Annotated in this window: 12 protein-coding genes; 4 read left to right on the top strand and 8 right to left on the bottom strand. The window is 65.7% G+C overall.

Annotated elements, in window-relative coordinates:
* Position 1: 1 nt before the first annotated feature.
* Positions 2-2,770, bottom strand: a complete 2,769-nt coding sequence (rbbA, locus tag GGQ64_RS04395; protein WP_183799679.1) for a ribosome-associated ATPase/putative transporter RbbA — start codon at positions 2,768-2,770, stop codon at positions 2-4.
* Positions 2,767-3,828 carry an HlyD family secretion protein gene (locus GGQ64_RS04390; RefSeq protein ID WP_183799676.1) on the bottom strand — a complete coding sequence of 354 codons (1,062 nt, stop codon included), beginning with the start codon at positions 3,826-3,828 and terminating at the stop codon, positions 2,767-2,769. The genes rbbA and GGQ64_RS04390 overlap by 4 nt, the downstream gene beginning before the upstream one ends.
* A gap of 290 nt (positions 3,829-4,118) precedes the next feature.
* Here GGQ64_RS04390 and GGQ64_RS04385 point away from each other — a divergent pair, with 290 nt between their 5' ends.
* Positions 4,119-4,499: a hypothetical protein gene (locus tag GGQ64_RS04385; RefSeq protein WP_183799672.1), complete on the top strand. Its 381-nt coding sequence runs from the start codon at positions 4,119-4,121 to the stop codon at positions 4,497-4,499.
* A gap of 96 nt (positions 4,500-4,595) precedes the next feature.
* Here GGQ64_RS04385 and GGQ64_RS04380 read toward each other — a convergent pair whose 3' ends face one another.
* Complete coding sequence (locus tag GGQ64_RS04380) at positions 4,596-4,856, bottom strand: hypothetical protein (RefSeq protein ID WP_183799669.1); 261 nt, start codon at positions 4,854-4,856, stop codon at positions 4,596-4,598.
* Between the two features lie 507 nt (positions 4,857-5,363).
* Here GGQ64_RS04380 and GGQ64_RS04375 point away from each other — a divergent pair.
* The 3 genes from GGQ64_RS04375 to GGQ64_RS04365 all read left to right on the top strand — a co-directional run bounded on the left by GGQ64_RS04375 (position 5,364) and on the right by GGQ64_RS04365 (position 10,482).
* Positions 5,364-7,313, top strand: a complete 1,950-nt coding sequence (locus GGQ64_RS04375) for a PrkA family serine protein kinase (protein WP_183799667.1) — start codon at positions 5,364-5,366, stop codon at positions 7,311-7,313.
* Positions 7,314-7,612: 299 nt separating this feature from the next.
* Positions 7,613-8,926, top strand: coding sequence for a YeaH/YhbH family protein (locus tag GGQ64_RS04370; RefSeq protein ID WP_183799665.1), 1,314 nt, complete (start codon positions 7,613-7,615; stop codon positions 8,924-8,926).
* 11 nt (positions 8,927-8,937) lie between these two features.
* The gene (locus tag GGQ64_RS04365; RefSeq protein WP_183799663.1) at positions 8,938-10,482 is read left to right on the top strand and encodes a SpoVR family protein; all 1,545 of its coding nucleotides are present in this window, start codon (positions 8,938-8,940) and stop codon (positions 10,480-10,482) included.
* 117 nt (positions 10,483-10,599) lie between these two features.
* Here the strand turns inward: GGQ64_RS04365 and GGQ64_RS04360 are convergent, their stop codons facing one another.
* From GGQ64_RS04360 to bcsN, 5 genes are all read right to left on the bottom strand, one after another.
* On the bottom strand, positions 10,600-11,187 hold the full coding sequence (locus GGQ64_RS04360) for a DnaJ domain-containing protein (protein ID WP_183799661.1): 588 nt from the start codon (positions 11,185-11,187) through the stop codon (positions 10,600-10,602).
* Positions 11,188-11,473: 286 nt separating this feature from the next.
* Positions 11,474-13,687: a cellulose synthase gene (locus tag GGQ64_RS04355; protein WP_210300142.1), complete on the bottom strand. Its 2,214-nt coding sequence runs from the start codon at positions 13,685-13,687 to the stop codon at positions 11,474-11,476.
* Positions 13,688-13,842: 155 nt separating this feature from the next.
* Complete coding sequence (locus GGQ64_RS04350) at positions 13,843-16,242, bottom strand: cellulose biosynthesis cyclic di-GMP-binding regulatory protein BcsB (protein WP_183799659.1); 2,400 nt, start codon at positions 16,240-16,242, stop codon at positions 13,843-13,845.
* Positions 16,239-18,449 (bottom strand): UDP-forming cellulose synthase catalytic subunit, encoded by a 2,211-nt coding sequence (bcsA, locus tag GGQ64_RS04345; RefSeq protein WP_183799656.1) that lies wholly within the window; start codon positions 18,447-18,449, stop codon positions 16,239-16,241. Before bcsA ends, GGQ64_RS04350 begins: the two co-directional genes overlap by 4 nt.
* Before the next feature lie 88 nt (positions 18,450-18,537).
* Positions 18,538-19,497, bottom strand: a complete 960-nt coding sequence (gene bcsN / locus GGQ64_RS04340) for a cellulose biosynthesis protein BcsN (RefSeq protein WP_183799653.1) — start codon at positions 19,495-19,497, stop codon at positions 18,538-18,540.
* Positions 19,498-19,553: the final 56 nt, after the last annotated feature.

Genomic DNA, 19,553 nt, shown 5'->3' with positions numbered 1-19,553 from the left:
GTCACGTCGCCTGCTTCTTGAGGAAGGCGGCACCGAGCCCGAGCAGCACGGGAATCGCGATCAGGAGCGGCACGAAGGAAGGAGCGAGGTCGGCGAAGCCCAGCGCCTTGGAGAACGAGCCGCGCGAGATGGTGACGAAATAGGTGGTCGGGAAGATGTTGCCGATGAAGGCGCCGAACCCCTGTAGAGACGACACCGGATCGATCATGCCGGAATACTGGACGGCCGGAACGAGGGTGAGCAGCGCCGTGCCGAAGATCGCAGCGATCTGGCTGTTGATGAACGTCGAGATGACCAGCCCCATGCTGGTCGTGACGATGACATAGAGAAGCGCCGCCGTCCCGAAGACCAGGAAGCTTCCCGTGAACGGCACGCGGAAGACGAAGATGGCAAAGGCGGTCAGCATGACGACGTTGAGGGCGGCGAGGACGACATAGGGCAGTTGCTTGCCCAGCAGGAACTCGAAGCGGGTCACCGGCGTCACGTAGAAATTGATGATCGAGCCCAGTTCCTTCTCGCGCACCACGCTCAAGACGGTCAGCATGGAGGGGATCATCAGCAGCAGGATCGGCATGATCGCCGGCACGATCGCCACCACGCTCTGGACGTCGGGATTGTAGCGGTAGCGGATCTCGATGGCGTAGCTCCCGGCGGACGCAGCACTGCCGTAGAGCTCGCGGGCCTTCTGCGCCAGCCAGGTCGCGTGCATGCCCTGCACGTAGCCGCGCACCGTCTCGGCGCGCGTCGGCATGGCGCCATCGATCCAGGCGCTGACCTCGGCGTTCTCGCCCCGCGCGACGTCCCGGCCGAAACCCGGCGGGATCTCGATCGCCAGGCTGATCTCCCCGCTGCGCAGGCGCCGGTCCATGTCGTTGTAGTCGGTGATCGGCGGCTTCTCGATGAAGTAGCGGGATCCGGCGATCTGCAGCGTGTAGTCGCGGCTGATCGTCGTGTCGTCGCGGTCGAGGACGGCGAAGGTCAGGTCCTCCACGTCGAGATTGATGCCGTAGCCGACGACGAACATCATGACGAGGCTGCCGATCAGGGCCAGCGTCGCGCGGATGGGATCGCGCCTGAGCTCCAGCGTCTCCCGCCGCGTATAGGCGAACATGCGCCCGAAATCGAAAAAGCGTTTGGCGCGCGCCTGCGCAGCGGCGGCATCGGAGGCAAGGTCCGCCGGCGGCGCGGAGGCGCCGGCCGCCGCCGTGCCGGTCTCGCCGATCGCGTCTTCGAGATATTCCACGAAGGCCTGCTCGAGGTTGTCCGCCTTGCGCATCTTCACGATGTTTTCCGGCGTATCGCTGACCAGCACCTTGCCGGCATGCATCAGCGAGATGCGGTCGCAGAGGGCCGCCTCGTTCATGAAGTGCGTGGAGACGAAGATCGTCACGTCGTCCTTGCGCGACAGGTCGGCCAGGATGTTCCAGAAGCCGTCGCGGGCGACGGGATCGACGCCGGAGGTGGGCTCGTCGAGGATCAGGATCTCCGGCGAATGGACCATGGCGACGGCGAGCGAAAGGCGCTGGCGGATGCCGAGCGGCAGGGCATCGGGCATGGCGTCCATCACGTCCGTCAGATCGAAGCGCCTTGCCATCTCGGCGATGCGATCGGGAATGGCCGCCTCCGGCATCTCGAACAGGCGGGCGTGCAGCTCGAGGTTCTGCCGGACCGACAGCTCCGTGTAGAGCGAGAAGGCCTGCGACATGTAGCCGATGCGCCGGCGCACGGCCATGTCCTTCGGGTCCACCTCGTGGCCGAACAGGCGCGCCGTGCCCTCGCTCGCCGGCAGGAGCCCGGTCAGCATCTTCATCGTTGTCGTCTTGCCGCAGCCGTTGGAACCGAGGAAGCCGAAGATCTCGCCACGGGGGATGCGGAAGCTGACGTCGCTGACGGCGGTGAAGTCGCCGAAGCGCATCGTCAGGTGTTCCGCCTCGATCGCGATGTCCTCGTCCGCGCCGGCGTTTCGCGGCGGGATCGAAAGCTCGACATGGCCGCGGCGCTTCTCCTCCGGCAGAAGCGCCACGAAGGCGGCGTCGAGGTTGGTGGTGCCGGTTCGCTCGAGCAGTTCCGCCGGCGTCCCCGTCGCAAGCACCCTGCCCGCGTCCATCGCCACCAACCAGTCGAAGCGTGCGGCCTCCTCCATATAGGCGGTGGAGACGATCACGCTCATGCCCGGCCGGTCCTTGCGGATCTGATCGATCAGTTCCCAGAACTGCCGCCGCGACAATGGGTCGACGCCGGTGGTCGGTTCGTCGAGGATCAGAAGGTCGGGATCGTGGATCAGCGCGCAGCAGAGGCCGAGTTTCTGCTTCATGCCGCCGGAGAGCTTTCCGGCCGGGCGATCGGCGAAGGGACCAAGGCCGGTGCTTTGCAGAAGGGAGCCGATACGCGCCTTGCGCTCCTGCGCGCCCTGCCCGAACAGGCCGCCGAAGAAATCGGCATTCTCGAACACCGACAGCGTCGGGTAGAGGTTCTTGCCGAGCCCCTGCGGCATGAAGGCGATGCGCGGCGAGGTCAGGCGGCGGTGGCGGCTGTCGGCGATATCGCCGCCGAGCACCTCTACATGCCCGCCTTGCATCGCACGCGCGCCGGCGATCAGCGACAGCAGGCTCGACTTGCCGACGCCGTCGGGGCCGATCAGTCCGACCATGCAGCCGGCGGGGATGTCGAGCGTGATGCCGCCCAGCGCGCGCGTCTTGCCGTAGGACAGGCCCACGTCGCTGATCCGCGCGACGATCGCCGCGTCTGCTCCGACGCGCGCGGTGCTCATTTCACGACGTTTCCGAGCCAATCCGGCCACTCGGCGTCGGGGGCGACCTTGACGTAGGCCATGCCCGGAAGCCCGGTCTTCACCTGCTTGATGTATCTTTCCAGCAGCTCCGGCTCGATGCGCGCCTTGACGCGGAACATCAACTTCAGCCGCTCCTCCTGCGTCTCGACGGTCTTGGGCGTGAACTGGGCGACGTCGGCGACGAACGTGGCCTTGGCCGGCACGACATATTGCGGGATCGCATCGAGTACGAGGCGGACCTCGCTGCCGAGGGCGACGCGGCCGGCATCTTCGGTCGGCAGGAAGAAGGTCATCGACACATCGGTCAGGTCGACGAGGTTGAGAACCCGGCCGCCGGCGGACAGCACTTCGCCGGGCTGCGCCACCCGATACTGGACGCGTCCGCGCCGGGGGGAGCGCAGCACGCTGTCGTCGAGATCGGCATCGATGCTCTCGATCGCCGCATCGGCCGCCTCCACGGCCGCCTTGGCATCGATCACCTGCGCCTTGGCGCTGCTGACGGCAGCCTCGGCTGCGGCCTGCTGGGCCCTGGCAGCCGCCACGGTCGCGACCGCGGCCTGATAGTTCGCCCGGTCGTCGTCCAGAACCTGCTGCGACACGGTGTTGCTCTTCCGGAGTTGTTCGGAGCGATCGCGGCGCGTCTCGGCGGCGTTCAGCTCGGCCTCGCGCTGTTCGATCAGGGCGCTCGCCGCCTCCAGTTGCGCCTGCTGCTGCCTGACGAGACTGTCGGCCGTCTCGACGCCGACCTTCGCCCGCGCGAGCTCGGCCTCTGCCTGCCGCCTGCGGGCGACCAGCTGGGCGGTGTCCATGCGCGCCAGTTCCTGACCGGCCTCGACGAAATCGCCCTCGTTGACGAAAATCTCGGCAATGCGCCCGGCGATCTTGGAGGAGATGTCGATCTCGACAGCCTCTATGCGGCCGTTGCCGCTGGCGATGCCCGCGGGCAGGCCCGATCCGCGCAGCGTGGTCCAGGCGTAGTAGCTCCCCACTACCAGGACAGCCAGCACGGCTGCGACGATCCACCCTTTCCTGGTCATCCGGCGAAGTCCTCCAAGTTCACAAGTGACCTATCGGGCGGCGCGCTCCTCGACCTTGATCTTTGTCAACGGCCGGTGGACGGGGTCGATAGTAGGAACAGCATGCGGGAGTGGCAACCGAATTGTGCAGCAACCGAAGCCGGGCGCCGAAGATGATCTCGTCGGGCAACGGCGGCAACGGGACAGAAGAAAGCGCCGCGCGGACAATCCGTTGGTCGGTTCCAGCGGGGCTGCGGAACCCGCCCCCTCGCCTGCACGTTCCATCCTGACGATCACGGGAGAACAGGAACATGCAGATCATCGAAGCACTGGTTCATGCGGAAATGGGCGGCAAGCGCGGCTATACCGTCGAGTTCGTCACAAATACCGGAGAGGTCGTCAGCGCCCAGCTTGCGCCCGACGACGAGGGCGGCCTCAACAGGACCAATGCGGTCGACCGGGCCCTGGCGCTGCTGCGCCGGATCGCCTCAAGCGAAGTTCGGCAGGCCGACGGCGAGGCCGCACGGGCGCGACCCGTCCGAAGCGCCCGGGGCTCCGGCGACACGGAGACGATGGAAGAGGAACTGGACGAGGGACTGGAGGCAACCTTTCCTGCCAGCGATCCGGTCTCGGTGACCTCCAGCACGATCGCCGGCCGCGCCGGGCCAGCCAAATCCGGCAAGAAACGTTGAAGGATGGCAAGCCCTGCGTGAGGCACGGCCGGGTTCAACCCCGGCCGTGCTTCTGCTTTCCGGTATCCGTCGGGGGTACGAGCGAGCGGCATTTGCTCAAGCCTTGAACGAGGACGCTCCGGGCGCGGAAAGTCCGTCGTTACGGCGCAACCGTCGCAACTGCTTCACGAGCGTGCGGGCTCCCGAGGCGTGGGCGGACGAGAGGGCGGAGCTGCCGGCGATCGTCGCGAGCACGTTTTCCGCCTCTTCGGCCGAAACGATGCCTCGCGTGGCGAGGTCGCCGATGAGAAGGATCAGCGCGCTCTCCACCGCCAGCGACCGCCGCTCAACCTCTTTCTGGTTCGAATTTTCCTGCATCTGACTTGTCTCCTTGCGTCGCTAGGTCAACGACATCTCGCGGCAATGGTTCCGCCCGTTTTCGACCCTCGACGGCATATCGACCGGTGGCGAATTTTTTCACAGAGGCGGAGCCGGGCGAAACCGTCGTCAGGGCGCTGGCGCGCCGACCGGCGGAGAGATGGCGGGCATTTTCAGGATCGTTCCCGGATACCGGTACGGCCGGGGTGCGCATAAATGTCGCAGGTCGAATCAATCTTCCGGGCGCGGTTGGCAAGGTCCGAAAAGACGTGTTCAATGCTCTTCATGGCCGTTCGCACTGAGTCTCTGCTCAAGAACCCTGGCTGCCAGAAATGCTTCGCCTCCGACGAGACGGATGCCTCGGTCCCTGCGACCCTCGATCACGCAAATCACCCGGAATGCCAATTATGTGAAAGGAACATTCATCCATGAAATCCGTTTTCCTGTATAATGATTCCACAGGCATTGATTCCATCCGACTTCAGCCGGTTGTCTCGGGAGACAAACATGCAAAGGGGTGAATCCGACGTCTTCAATCTGTTCTCTGAGATCTACTCCAGCACTGCGCACGAGGAGATGTCTCTTCAGGAATATCTCCTAGCGTGCCGAGATGACAAAAGCATGTACGCCACCGCCCAGGAGCGGATGGTCGATGCCATCGGCGAGCCAACCCTGATCGATACCAGCGCCGACGAACGGCTCGGGCGCATCTACTCCAACCGTACCATCAAGATCTATCCGGCGTTCTCCGAATTCTACGGCATGGAGGACACGATCGAGCGGATCGTCGGCTACTTCCGCTATGCGGCGCAGGGCCTGGAGGAGCGCAAGCAGATCCTCTACCTGCTCGGCCCGGTCGGCGGCGGCAAGTCGTCTCTGGCCGAACGGCTGAAGAAGCTGATGGAAGTGAAGCCGATCTACACGCTGATGGTGGACGGCAAGGTCAGCCCTGTCTTCGAGAGCCCGCTCGGGCTCTTTCATCCGGATCGCATGGCCGATCTTCTCGAAGACAAGTACGGCATTGCCCGCCGCCGCCTGACCGGGCTGATTTCGCCCTGGGCGGCAAAGCGGCTGGACGAGATCGGCGGCGACATCTCCAAGTTCAGCGTCGTCAAGATGCTGCCGTCGCGGCTCAGGCAGATCGCGATCGCCAAGACCGAACCAGGCGACGAGAACAACCAGGACGTCTCCGCGCTGGTCGGCAAGGTCGATATCCGCCAGCTCGAGAATTTCAGCCAGGCCGATCCGGACGCCTACTCCTACTCGGGCGGTCTCAACCGGACGACACAGGGACTGCTGGAATTCGTCGAGATGTTCAAGGCGCCGATCAAGGTGCTGCATCCGCTTTTGACGGCGACCCAGGAAGGCAACTACAACGGCACGGAGAACTTCGGCGCCTTCCCCTATCAGGGCATCGTGCTGGCGCACTCCAACGAGTCCGAGTGGCTGCAGTTCAAGAATAACAAGAACAACGAGGCCTTCCTCGACCGCATTCTGGTGGTCAAGGTACCCTACTGCCTGCGCGTCACCGAGGAGCGGCAGATCTACGAGAAGCTCCTGCGCGAAAGCGAACTCGCCAAGAACCCCTGCGCGCCGGAAGTGCTGGAAACGCTCAGCCGCTTCACCGTCTCGACAAGGCTCGCCCAGCACGAGAACTCCTCGCTCTACACCAAGATGCGGGTCTATGACGGCGAGAACCTGAAGGACGTCGATCCCAAGGCGAAGTCGGTTCAGGAATACCGCGACGCCGCCGGCGTCGACGAGGGCATGACGGGCGTCAGCACCCGCTTCGCCTTCAAGGTGTTGTCGGAGACCTTCAACTACGACACGAAGGAAGTGGCCGCGGACCCGGTCCACCTGATGTACATCCTCGAGCAGGCGATCCGACGGGAACAGTATCCGAAGGAGACCGAGGCCGCCTATCTCGACTTCATCCGCTCCGAACTCGCCAGCCGCTATGCGGAGTTCATCGGCCACGAGATCCAGAAGGCCTACCTGGAATCCTACAGCGAGTACGGCCAGAACCTGTTCGACCGCTACATCGCCTATGCCGACGCGTGGCTGGAAGACCAGGACTTCAAGGATCCCGACACCGGCCAGATCCTCAACCGGCAGATCCTCGACAGCGAGTTGTCGCAGATCGAAAAGCCGGCCGGCATCGCCAACCCGAAGGACTTCCGCAACGAGGTGGTGAAGTTCACGCTGCGGGCGCGGGCGAAGAACAGCGGCCGCAATCCTTCCTGGACCAGCTACGAGAAGCTTCGAGAGGTGATCGAGAAGCGGATGTTCGGCCAGGTGGAGGATCTGCTGCCGGTGATCAGCTTCGGCTCGAAGAAGGACAGCGCCACCGAGAAGCAGCACGCCGAATTCATCAGCCGCATGATCGATCGCGGTTATACCAAGCGGCAGGTCCGCCGGCTGGTCGACTGGTACATGCGCGTCAACAAGGCCGGCTGACGCTCAAGCGAGCGGTCCGGGGGTGCGTGCCATCCCCTGCCCGCGACCGGTATGCACTCCTCCCGGAGGGACTTCGGAAATGGCGGCAATCCTCGCCAGCGCAGATGGCCGTCGCAGCATCCGGGCCGGCCTCCAGCGGCGGCAGGCATTCCCCTCCGAAACCCGCCATAAATTGCCTGAAATGGCGGTCCACTGTGCAGACGGCTTGTTCATCCGGACGCTGTGCGCCATCCTTGCGTGCAAGCGGACGGCGCGAGGCAGCAGCCATGAATGACAACCACGATCCGGGGCGCTGAGGCATGCCGAATTTCATCGACCGGCGTCTGAATCCGAAAGACAAGAGCATTGGCAACCGGCAGCGCTTCCTGAAACGGGCGCGCGAGGAGTTGAAGCGTGCCGTCAAGGAGCAGGTGAAGGCGATTGGGATCGCCGATGTCGGCGGCGGGCAGAACGTCTCGATGCCGACGCGCGGCGTGGGCGAGCCGACCTTCCAGCCGGCCGGCGATACCGGCGACCGGGAGCGGGTGCTTCCCGGCAACCGCGAGTTCTCGCCGGGCGACCGGCTGCGCAAGCCGCAGGGCGGCGCCGGCGGCAAGGGCGGCGCCGGCACGGGCGAGGACGAGGACGACTTCCAGTTCTCGCTGTCGCAGGACGAGGTGCTGGACCTGTTCTTCGAGGACCTCGAACTGCCCGACATGGTCAAGCTGTCGCTGAAGGAGACGCTGACGTTCAAGCCGCGGCGCGCGGGCTATTCGGTGGCCGGGTCGCCGACCAACATCAACGTCGCCAAGACCATGCGCAACAGCCATGGCAGGCGTATCGCGCTGAGGCGGCCGAAGCAGTCCGAGGTCGACGCGCTCGCGGCCGAGATCGCCGAGTTGGAGAAGAAGGCCAAGCCGGGCCCGAAGGACAAGGAACAGCTCGCCATGCTGCAGGCGGAGCTGGATTGGCTGGAACGGCGGCGGCGCCGCGTCCCTTTCATCGATACCGTCGACATCCGCTTCAACCGCTTCGAGCAGCAGCCGCTTCCGAATGCCAATGCGGTGATGTTCTGCCTGATGGACGTCTCCGCCTCGATGGGCGAGCGCGAGAAGGACCTTGCCAAGCGCTTCTTCGTGCTCCTGCACATGTTCCTCAGGCGCCGCTACGAGCGAATCGAGATCGTCTTCATTCGCCATACGGACGAGGCCCGCGAGGTCGACGAGGAAACCTTCTTCTACAGCACGCAGAGCGGCGGGACGATGGTCTCCACCGCGCTGGAGGAGATGCAGCGCGTCATCGAGGCACGCTATCCGGCAAGCGAATGGAACATCTATGCCGCCCAGGCCTCCGACGGCGACAACATCTCCGGCGATTCCGAGCGCTGCGTGGCGCTGCTGTCGGCGGTGATGAAATACTGCCAGTACTACGCCTATGTGGAGATCATCGACGAACGCGAAAGCGAGATCTTCGCGCGCACGGACAACGGCACCTCGCTCTGGCGCGCCTACCGGACGGTCGATGGCGGCTGGCCCAATTTCCAGATGACGCGGATCGCCAAGCCGGGCGACATCTACCCGGTCTTCCGCAAGCTCTTCGCCAAGCAGCCGACGCTGCGCCAGCCGCGCAAGTAAAGGGAGCCGCCATGACGAAGAGCGCCGGAAAGCTGCTGTTCGACGGGTCCGACTGGAATTTCGACACCCTGTCGCGCACCTATGATGCGATCGAGGAGATCGCGCTCGGCGAATTGAAGCTCGACATCTATCCGAACCAGATGGAGATCATCTCGTCGGAACAGATGCTGGATGCCTATTCGTCCGTCGGCATGCCGCTGATGTACCAGCACTGGTCGTTCGGCAAGCGCTTCGTGTTCGAGGACCATCTCTACCGCAAGGGCCGCCGCGGGCTTGCCTACGAACTGGTGATCAACTCCAATCCCTGCATCGTCTATCTGATGGAGGAGAACACGATGGCGATGCAGGCGCTGGTGACCGCGCATGCCGCCTTCGGCCACAACCACTTCTTCAAGAACAACTACCTGTTCCGGCAATGGACCGACGCCAGCGCGATCCTGAGCTACATGGAGTTCGCCAAGAAATACATCACCAAGTGCGAGGAGCGGCACGGAACGGCCGCCGTCGAGGCGATCCTGGATTCGGCCCATGCGATCATGGACCAGGGCGTTTTCCGCTATCGCCGGCCGCCGCGGCTGTCCTCGGAGAAGGAGCGGGAGCGGGCGCGCGAGCGGCTGGAATACGAGGAGCAGACCTTCAACGACCTTTGGCGCACGCTGCCGACACCGGCGTCACCGAAAGAGAGGGCGGAAGCCGAGCGCGACGCCTCGGAGCGCAAGAAGGCGCTGAACCTGCCGGAAGAGAACCTGCTCTACTTCCTGGAGAAGACGAGCCTGATCCTGGAGCCTTGGCAGCGGGAGCTTCTGCGCATCGTGCGGGTGATCGCGCAGTATTTCTATCCGCAGCGGCAGACCAAGGTGATGAACGAGGGCTGCGCCACCTTCACGCACCATACGATCATGAACCGGCTGTTCGAGAAGGACCTGGTCAGCGAAGGCACGATGCTGGAGGTGCTGCACAGCCACGCCAACGTCGTGTTCCAACCGGGTTTCGACGATCCCCGCTACCACGGCATGAACCCCTATGCGCTGGGGTTCGCGATGATGCAGGACATCCAGCGGATCTGCACGGAGCCGACCGCGGAGGACAAGGACTGGTTCCCCGAGATCGCCGGCAATGGCGACTGGCGCGCGACGCTCCTCGACGCCTGGGCGAACCACCGCGACGAATCCTTCATCCTGCAGTATCTGAGCCCGGCGATGATCCGCAAGTTCCGGCTGTTCCTCCTGACCGACAGCTCCGGCGACAACTATCTCGAAGTCGCCTCGATCCACAACGAGCGCGGCTACCAGGCCGTGCGCGCAGCGCTTGCTCGCAGCTACGACATCGGCGCCAACCAGCAGGACATCCAGGTGGTCGACGTGGACCTGCTGGGCGACCGCCAACTCCGGCTGCAGCACAACGTCAAGAACGGCGTGCTTCTGGAGGAGGCCAGCCGCGACGCGACCCTGCGCCACATCCGTCATCTCTGGGGCTACGACGTCAGCCTCGTGGGCGTGGACGCCGAGAGCGGCGAAGAGCTCTACGAATACTCGACGGACGGCGACATGCTCTAATGCACGTCGCAATCTTTCAGATTTGCTCCCGTGCTTTTCGCTCTTTGCGCATGTCGTCGTCGCAAAACCGCTGCACACTTTTGCGCGACATGCTGTAGAGCAGCCGCCCGTTTCCGGCTACTCGGCGGCGTTGCGGGTCTCGATCTCGACCTCGACGTCGTAGGAATAGCCGTCCAGCATGCCATAGGCCTGCTCGATGTCCTTGATCTGCGCCTCGGCCTTCTCGATCGCGTCGGCGATCGCGTCGCTGCGGGCGCGCAGCATGCTGCCGAACACGTCCGCGGACGGGCGCTTGCCGACACGGTCCATGTGATTGCGGATGCGGGCGCGGTGACGCTCCATCTCCATGATGTGGAAGCGCGCATTGACGATCTCGTTCGTCAGCTTGCGCCGGATGGTGGCGATGGGGTCGAAGCTGCCGGGCTCGCGCTCGTCGAGGATCACCTCGTTGATCAGCTTCTCCAGCACCATCAGGCCCTTCAGGTCCTTGGTGTCGGCAAGCTCGGGATCATAGCCGGTGTCGTCATAGACCTTGCGGCGGACGGGATCGAGCAGGAGTTCGTAGGCCGCCTTCAGCCGTGCGAAGGTTTCGACGTCGCCGCCGGAATCGGGATGGGCGGTCTTGGCGCGGCGGCGGTAGGCAGCCTTGATGGAGGCCGTGTTGGCATCGCGCGCGACGCCGATGATGTCATAGGGATCGATCACAGTTTCATCCGTCTTCGGCAGGTTCGACGATGGCTGCGCCTCTCCTAAAGGCTGTCGGCACCGGCCTCAACCCCGCAGAACGCATCATGCCCAATTCCTTGGTCAACCACCATGGCCGGGTTCCCTGCACCGCCACGTTTCCAGCGCGAGGATCATAGACGAAATCCGGCATTCCTATGGTCGAGCAGTGCAAGATCGGCGCCCCGTCGATCTCATCCACCGAATTCGGATGCGCCGGCGCCCTGTCCGCAGCCCCTGCAGGTGCCGAGCCCTCGCGGCGTCGCGATCAGTGGGGGCGCGTGCCCTGGTCGCGCATGTCGCCGAGTGCCCGCACGGCATCACGCTGGCCGGTCGCGGCCAGGGTCTCGAAGATCCGCCTGGCGTCGCCCGTGCGGTTCAGGCCCTTGTAGGCATAGCCGCGCAGGACCATGAGATCGGCGCGCTCGGTGCGCAACTGCGCCAGTTGGTCGAGGAAGAGGATGGTTTCGCGGAAGCGGCCGGCGTCGAAGGCGGCAACGGCGCGGTCCGACAGGATGGCCGCCTGCAGTTCCACCGCACGAGCGCGCGGCTGCTTCGCTTTTGTCGCGGCGACGGCGGCCTCCCTGAAGAGACCGGCGCGGATATAGGCGAGGCTCTGGCCGTAGGCCGCATCGCGCTGCACGTCCGGCGCCGTCGTGCGGAGTGCCGCGTCGAAGGCGGCGGCGGCCTCGAGCGGACGGTTCAGGTCCATCAGGCACCAGCCGCGCGCAAGGGCTGCCGCAGGCGCCAGCGTCTGCGGATCAAGGGTCGTCCTGCAGCCGGCGGCGGTGCGGGCGCGCACGGCCTGCCGGTCGCGCCGAACCGCACGCCCCTCGCCGACGGGGCGCACATAGGTCACGACACGCGGTTCGCCGGTACCCGCGGCCTGCAGCCGTGCCGTCGTCTCCGCGGCGCGACCCTTGCGGGTTTGCGCTTCCGGCTCGCCCACGCGCGCGATGCGCTCCGAGCGGCCCTGCCACAGCGCCTGCACGGCGCGCATCCCCGTCAGGTCCCGCAGCCTCAGCCGGGCGACGGCGAGGCCGTAGGCGGAGGGCTCGTCCTCCTCCTTCCAGTTCAGCGCCGACAGGAACCATTGCTCCGCCGTCTTCGGCTGGTCGAAGGCGAGCGCATACCAGCCGAACTGCTGGGCGCTGGCCGGATCCTTCTCCTTCAGCGTCGCAGCCGCCATTCGCTGGAGCACGTCGGCGGCGATGACCACGGGCGGATCGGTCGCAAGCGTGTTGGCGACGGCGGCGAGATAGGTGGCCTTCGTCTCGTCGGAGGTGTCGTACCAGCGATGCATGATCTCTTCGGCTTCCAGCGGCATCTTCCGGTCGATCAGGGCCAGCGCCAGGCCCTGCGAGGCCGAGGCCGTGTCCTCGATGCCGCGTGCCTTGCGGAACCAGCGCTCGGCCATCGGCATGTCGTCTCTGCGCAGCGCGTACCAGCCGAGCAGCAGCGCGTCCGAGGCAAGGCCCTCGCGCTCCACCAGCCGCTCGACCCGCTGGATGTAGGGCACGGCGATGGCGAGCTTGCCGTCCTCGTCCCCGGCCGCGACGAACCGGCGGGCGAGATCGTCGCGGATGCTCTCGAATTCGCGCGTTCCGTCGGGAAGGGTCTTCTCGAAGCCGAGCAGTTCCTGCATGTCGGCATAGCCGAGCAGGGCGGCGGCCTTCTGGATGGTCGCGATGCGCTCGGGTTCGTTGGTGCAGTTGCGCAGCACATAGGTATAGGCGTCGCGAGCACGCATCGCGCGGTCGGTGCCGGCGAACGCCTCGGCCACGCGCCAGAGGATATCGACGTCGCTGCAGGTCAGGAGGCTCGGCGTGTCCGCGGCGAGGCTGACCACCTCGACAAACCGTTTGGCATCCGAAGCGGCGATCAACTGGCTGCGCCGCTCGGCGATGGCGAGCCGGTCCAGCAGGTCGGCCGGCGGCGTCCAGCCGGGCTCTCGCACCTGCCGGTCGGCGATGGCGGTGCGGACATCAGCATAGCGCGCCTCGGAATAGAGCTGCCACATGCGCTCCAGTTGCTGGTCGGCGTTCTGTGGAACTGCGAGCGGATCGCGCGGCGGCGTCCAGTTCGGATAGAGCGCGCGCAGGCGGGCGATCTCGGCCTGAAGGCGGGCCGTATCGCCCTTGCTGGCAAAATAGCGAAGGGCGCTTTCGTCGACGACGGGCGCGGGTACCGGCTGCTGCTGGTCCTGGGTTTGCGCCTGAGCCTGGACCATCGGCTGCGCGGCCGCCGGCGCCTGCGGCCGGGGCCGATCCTGCGGCTGATGCCGGGCGACTTCGACTCCGTTCTCGCCGATCCTGCCGGTGCGCGACGTCGCGGCCGATGCGGAACCGTCCGGAACCACCGAGGCGGTCTGGTTCATCCTGTCGATGGCCTGGTCGAACAGATCGATCTCCGGCCGCAGCACGCCGACGACGCTGCTTGCCGCCGCTCCCACACATGCGATCGCCAGAACTACGGATCTCATCGTGATGCCGGTCTCCACCTGGAGCGTCCGCGACGGGGCACCGTCCCCGCGACGCTTCGCGCGCCGACGGCACGCGATTCCACCGGCAGGCGAGATATCGACAAAGCCAGACTATGGTTAACGATCGGTAAAGACGGCGGCTCCTGCCCCATCACCTACCTGCCCTTTCCGAAGCGACCGAGCAGCGAGAAGGTCACGAGCCCCAGCAAAACCGACAGGCAGGCCAGCAGCACGGCATAGGAGAGAATGTTGGTCGACAGCCAGTTCGCGGCGATCAGCCGGTAGTTCCAGAAGGAGAACGGCTGCGTCGGCAGGAAGGTGACGCGGGTCACCGGCCGCGATTCCATGGGGTTTTCGCCGATGCCGAACAGCGTCAGCGAGCCGGAGAGAAGCTCCCAGTTCGCGTTGCGCGCCAGGGCGGCGGCTCCGCTTTGCAGCTTTTCGGGCGTCGGCGCGGTGAGCACGAGCCACGCGCCGCCGCCGGACGGACCGATGCCCTGCGCCATCACCACGTTGGCGGTGTCGGGCGGCACGAACATCGCCTCGTCGCCCGGCCGGAACCGCAGCGAGCCCAGCGAAATGTCGAACGTCCGGTCCAGCCAGTCGCTGACGGCCACGAACGGCTTCTGCCAGGAACTGCTGCTGGTCTTCTGGCGCCACTCGTCCAGCATGTCGGCGTTGGCGTCTGCGGGCGCACCTTGAGCAGAGGTGCCCCAGATCTTGGCCGTCTCCTCGGAGAGATGGGTCTGCGCCAGGGCCACCGGCGGGATCTGCGATATCGGGCCGACGAAGATCGCGTTGCCCCCTCCCGTGGCGACGGCGGACGCCTTGGGCACGGTGCGGATCGGCCGTCCGGCCATGACGGCAAGCTGGCTGAGCAGCGTGGCCGTCGCCGACAGCGTCTGGTTGTCGATCCGCTCGACGATCAGGTCGACGGTCTCGCCCCCGCGGCCGTAGGGGAAGCCCGTGCCGGCCACGGCCGCGAGATTGGGAAGCTGGGCGATGCGGGCGAAGTCGCCGACACGGAACTCCGAGGTGTCGAACAGGGCGAAGCGCGACTCGCCGCCGGCGGTGGTGCCGGGCGAGCAGACCTGGTCGGCCCGGGTCTGCAGCACGGCCTCGATCTCGATCAGGTTGGCGCCGGGGCGGAAATGGCGCATCGTGAAGCGGATCGGAAGATGGCGCAGAACATCGCCGCCCGCCCTGGTGATCGGCACCGTCGAGGCGATGCTGCCGTTCACGTAGACGTCGATGTGGCTGCCGGGCAGCACGTCGCGCGAATAGGCCGCATCGAGCAGGATCCGGGCCTCGCCATAAGCATCCCCGTAGAAGTCGGAGGGAATGCCGACATAGAAGCCGGTGCGGAACCGGCGACCGCTGAATTCGGCCGACTTCAGGCCCAGCGCCGAGAACGGCAGGCGCGCGCTTCCGGTCAGAAGCGGCGTGTTCATGCCGGTCCAGCGCTGGGTCGCCAACACCGCCCGGGTGACGTTCTCCGGCCGGTCCACCGGCGCCAGGATGTTTTCGACCACGCTCTCGACGGACTGCCAGTTCGGGCCGGTCAGGACCAGAATCTGCGCGCCGGTGACGGGGCTCTCGATGAAGGCTGCGATGCCGCCCGAGCGCGCGCCATCGGGCAGCCTTGGCAGGATGCCCTCGAGCTCGGCCGCGGTCCCGACGACGACCGTCAGTTCGCCGGCCCCGGCTTTCGCGGGAAGGCTGGTGGAGACCTCGAACATCTGGTTGGGCATCGCAGCCAGCATGCCGAGCGCCTGCGACAGCCGGAGCAGCGGGGTCGTCGTCGCGGACTGCTCCAGTTTCGGCACGACGATGTTGAAGCGGGTCTGGCCAAGCGCATTGACGCCGATGGCGCGGATGTCGTCCAGCGTCGGCTGCGCGGTCATCTTCGCCGCATCGAATTCGAGATATGTCCGCTCGGGGACGACGTCCGACCAGAGCTCGTAAGTCGACTGCACCGTGCAATCGGTCCGGTGTCGCTGCGTGGCGCGGAAGCCGATCTTGTTCGTCCCCGGCCGCATCAGCCCATAGGGGATCTCGAAGCTCCTGTCCGACACGCCGCCCGGCGACTGGATCGGCCCCTCGCCGATCAGGGTGTCGTTGATGAAGACCGACAGCGTCGAGGCCTCGGGGGCCACGTAGATGCTGTTGCGGTAGCCGAAGTTCAGTTTCGAGGCCGCCTCGGCCTGTTCGGGCGTGAGGTAGACGGTCCATTCGCGATTGGCGAACTCACCGGCAAGACTGAGGCGATCGGACGGGATGACGAACATCCGCTGCCCGGCGGCCGCGTTCGCAGGCTGCGGCGGGGGGCTGCCTGGGATTGCCGGCGGTGCAGCCGGCGATGCCTGGGGGCTTTCCACCGGCGCGGGCGGCTGAACTGCGGAAGGCTGGCCCTCTACGGGGGGCGGACCCGGCTGCGGCGGGTTGCCGGTCGCGTCTTGCGATCGCTCGCCGCTCATGTCGAACGGCTGCTGCGCATATAGGGGGGCCGAAAGCGCGCAGGAGGCGATCAGCGCCGCGGCAAGGATGACCTTCATCGTGTGGCCTCGCTGGCGACACCCGAATTGGCCGCCCCCGCCTTGACCACCCCTGCCCCGGGCTTGGCGCTGCGAAGCAGATAGACGAGGCCGCGGCTCGTCTGGTAGAGCGCCACCCGCAGGAACCACAGCGTTCCGAACAGGATGCCCGGATTGCCGCGCCGGGCCAGCTGGAAATCGCTCCACTGGTTGGAATTCGCGAAGATGAGGTCGGCGACGAGGCTGTGGTGACGCGCGACGCAGGGCGTGAAGCGGCAGCCGATCGCGGTCAGATCGCCATGGCCCTCGACGTTGCGGACCAGCACCGGCAGCTCTTCCGGCTCGTCGCCGCCATAGGGCACGAAACGGATCACGGCATCCATGTCGAAGCCGACGTTCTGGCGGTCGATGCCGTAGACCTGGACCCGCGCCCCGTTCGCCGAGACGTTTTCGATCGTTGCGGGAAAGCTGCGGCCGTCCGTCACGAAATCGCAGCGGCGGCTGACCCGAACGCGACGGCTCGCAGACTTCTCGCCACGCTCGGAAACGACGCCGAGCGCACAGCCTGCAATGATCAGGTTGAGCAGGTTCCAGCCGCCGACGACCAGCGTCACGTCGGCCTTGAAGGGCTCGGCATAGAAGCGGTAGATGCTGACCAGAAGGGCGACCAGCAGCACGCCAAAGATGACGAAGAACGGCCGGCTGATCTCCGAAAGGCGGCTGACCAGGACCGTCTCGTCCTTGGCCGTCACCTTGAACGTCGGCTTGCGCGGGTTGAGCATCACCGAGACCACCGCCGGCAGCAGATGCACGCTCTGCACATACTCGTACAGCTCGGAAATCCAGGGCCAGCGGAACGTGCCGTAGAGGTAGTTCTGCATCATCATGTTCACCAGCATGTAGGCGAGCGTGTAGCCGAGGAACTCGCCACCCGACGCGGTGAAGATCTGCAGGTCGAAGAAGAGGTAGAACAGCGGCGCGATCAAAAACATCGTCCGCGGGAACGGGAAGAACCAGAACAGCGTCGATGACATGTAGCAGAGGCGCTGGGGGATCGACAGTCCGCGCTTGAACAGCGGAAAGCGGAACCGCAGGATCTGGATCATGCCCTGCGCCCAACGGCTGCGCTGGCCGATGAAGCTCGCGAAGGTGGCCGGCTGGAGACCGGCGATGAGCGGCTTGTCGACGTAGACGCTGTTCCAGCCGAGCGAATGCAGTGCGATCGCAGTCTCGCAGTCCTCGGTGATCGACACGCCGCTGAAGCCGTCGGTCTCCTTCAGCGCCCTGCGGCTGAGGACTGCGGCCGAGCCGCAGAAGAAGGCAGCGTTCCACTTGTCGAGCCCACGCTGGATGACGCCGTAGAACATCTCGTTCTCGCTCGGCATCTTCTCGAAGGTCTGGAGATTGCGCTCCAGCGGGTCCGGGTTGAGGAAGAAGTGCGGCGTCTGGACGAGGAAGAGCTTCGGATCGTCGTCGAAGTAGCCAACGGTCTCGCGGAGGAAATCGCGCGCGGGCGCATGGTCGGCGTCGAACACGGCGACGAGCTCACCGTCCGAATGGGCCAGGCCGTTGTTGAGATTGCCGGCCTTGGCGTGCTCGTTGCGGGCGCGGGTGAGATAGCGCACGCCGAGATCCTCGCAGAGCTGGCGCAGCGTGTCGTGGCGCGCAAGGGCGGCCTGCGCCTCCAGCACCTTGTGCGAATTCCGCTTCTGCTCGGTGCTGCCGTCGTCGAGAAGCCAGACCTGCAGCTTGTCGGCCGGATAGTCCATCGCCTTGGCGGCGGCCAGCGTGTTTGCCAGCAGCGCCTCGTCCTCGTTGTAGCTCGGAACGAAGACGTCCACCTTGGGAAAGAACTTGAGCTCGCCGGTACGCCCGGTGCGCGGCGAAAGCGGCATGGAGACGACGAAGAGGCTGAGCGCGAGCATGCCGACGCTGTACATCTCCGCCAGATAGAGCAGGAAACCGGGGATGAAGTTCTCAAGCTGGCTTACCGGGGGCAAGGTGCTGGTGGAGCGCCAGTAGACGTAGCGAAGGACGATCGCGGTGCCGAGCGCCAGCGCGATGAGGCGCCAGATGCCCTCGCCCTTGAGGATCTTGATGATCGCCATCAGCGCCACGATCGTGATGCTGGCGATCAGTTGCGTCTGCATGTTGATCGGCAGGGTAATCAGGGTAATGACGCACAGCGTGACCACTGCCCAGACTGCGACGGTGCCGATCCTGTTCATTCCCATTCCTTCGTGCGCGGGCAGTATCCTAGAATTAGCCTCTTCCCGTTAACGAAAAATTAGCCGGCGGGAATTTCGCGGACGGAGATCAATTGCAGTTGGCGGCGTCAATGCAGCCTGGCGACGGCACGACGACCGTTGCGCCGGGCGCTGCGGTCCGCGCACTCGTCCCGAAGGAAGGAACGGCCACGGGGGAAGGAACAGCCACAGTCTGGCGCGGCGGCTGTCCGCCTTCGCCGCCCACGGCATCCGTCGCAGCGCTGCGTTCGACCGCAACGCGCTGCACTCTCGGGGCGCTTGCGGCCGGGCGGGGAGCGTGCGTCGAAAGCTCGGCCGCAGCGGGCACGATCGGACTGGAATCCTCGCCCAGCGTCGGATCCACCGGGCGCGGCGGGCCATAGGGGTTCCAGCCCTGCGGCTCGAACGTGCCGTTGATGGTGTAGCCGTACATGACCGCCAGCAGATCGCGCTCGTCGGCGTCGCTGTCGCACAGCCGCGCACGGATCTGGATGTTGCCGCGGTTCTGGAAGAGGGTGCGCTCGTTGTCGCGGGCGCGCAGTTGCTGCCAGCCGTAGAGGCAGGAATCGCCGGTCGCGCTGCGCCCGTATGCATAGCCGAACGGGCCGTAATGGTTCTGCAGGTAGAACTGCGAGGTCTTCATCGCGACGCCCGGGATCTGCTCACGCATCTCCCCGGAAAGGTTGGCGGCGTGCACCGGGCGGAAGCCCAGCCTGTTCTCGCCGTCCAGCGCAGCTTCCATCGGCCCGAACATCTGGATGCTGAGGTAGTTCTGGCCGGGAATGGTCGACGAGGTGAAGAGGGAGACCTTCTGCTCCACCGCGTTGGCGTAGTTGCGCTGGACGACGTCGACGACGGCCGGGCCGCCGGCTGCGGGAACGATCAGCGCCTCGCTGTCGGAAACGATGCGGTTGGCGGCGGGCAGGCGCACGCCGTCCCGCGCCGCGCACCCGGCGAGCAGGGCTGCGGCCGCAAGCGCGGCGATGCCGGTCGTCGGCCAGAATTGTCTTACGCCGCAAGCCGTTGGCAAGAGCAACGCCCCCGAATCAGATCCGCGTTCCACACTCCGTGTATAGATCACAAGGA

It is taken from the genome of Mycoplana azooxidifex (assembly GCF_014196765.1).
Lineage (GTDB): Bacteria > Pseudomonadota > Alphaproteobacteria > Rhizobiales > Rhizobiaceae > Mycoplana > Mycoplana azooxidifex.
This window is presented reverse-complemented; position numbering and strand designations above follow the sequence as displayed.

Excerpts from the sequence above, each read along its gene's own strand:
- rbbA (WP_183799679.1), bottom strand. The coding sequence starts at position 2,770 with ATGAGCACCGCGCGCGTCGGAGCAGACGCGGCGATCGTCGCGCGGATC.
- GGQ64_RS04355 (WP_210300142.1), bottom strand. The coding sequence starts at position 13,687 with ATGAGATCCGTAGTTCTGGCGATCGCATGTGTGGGAGCGGCGGCAAGC.
- GGQ64_RS04370 (WP_183799665.1), top strand. The coding sequence starts at position 7,613 with ATGCCGAATTTCATCGACCGGCGTCTGAATCCGAAAGACAAGAGCATT.
- GGQ64_RS04390 (WP_183799676.1), bottom strand. The coding sequence starts at position 3,828 with ATGACCAGGAAAGGGTGGATCGTCGCAGCCGTGCTGGCTGTCCTGGTA.
- bcsA (WP_183799656.1), bottom strand. The coding sequence starts at position 18,449 with ATGAACAGGATCGGCACCGTCGCAGTCTGGGCAGTGGTCACGCTGTGC.
- GGQ64_RS04380 (WP_183799669.1), bottom strand. The coding sequence starts at position 4,856 with ATGCAGGAAAATTCGAACCAGAAAGAGGTTGAGCGGCGGTCGCTGGCG.
- GGQ64_RS04385 (WP_183799672.1), top strand. The coding sequence starts at position 4,119 with ATGCAGATCATCGAAGCACTGGTTCATGCGGAAATGGGCGGCAAGCGC.
- GGQ64_RS04350 (WP_183799659.1), bottom strand. The coding sequence starts at position 16,242 with ATGAAGGTCATCCTTGCCGCGGCGCTGATCGCCTCCTGCGCGCTTTCG.
- GGQ64_RS04365 (WP_183799663.1), top strand. The coding sequence starts at position 8,938 with ATGACGAAGAGCGCCGGAAAGCTGCTGTTCGACGGGTCCGACTGGAAT.
- GGQ64_RS04375 (WP_183799667.1), top strand. The coding sequence starts at position 5,364 with ATGCAAAGGGGTGAATCCGACGTCTTCAATCTGTTCTCTGAGATCTAC.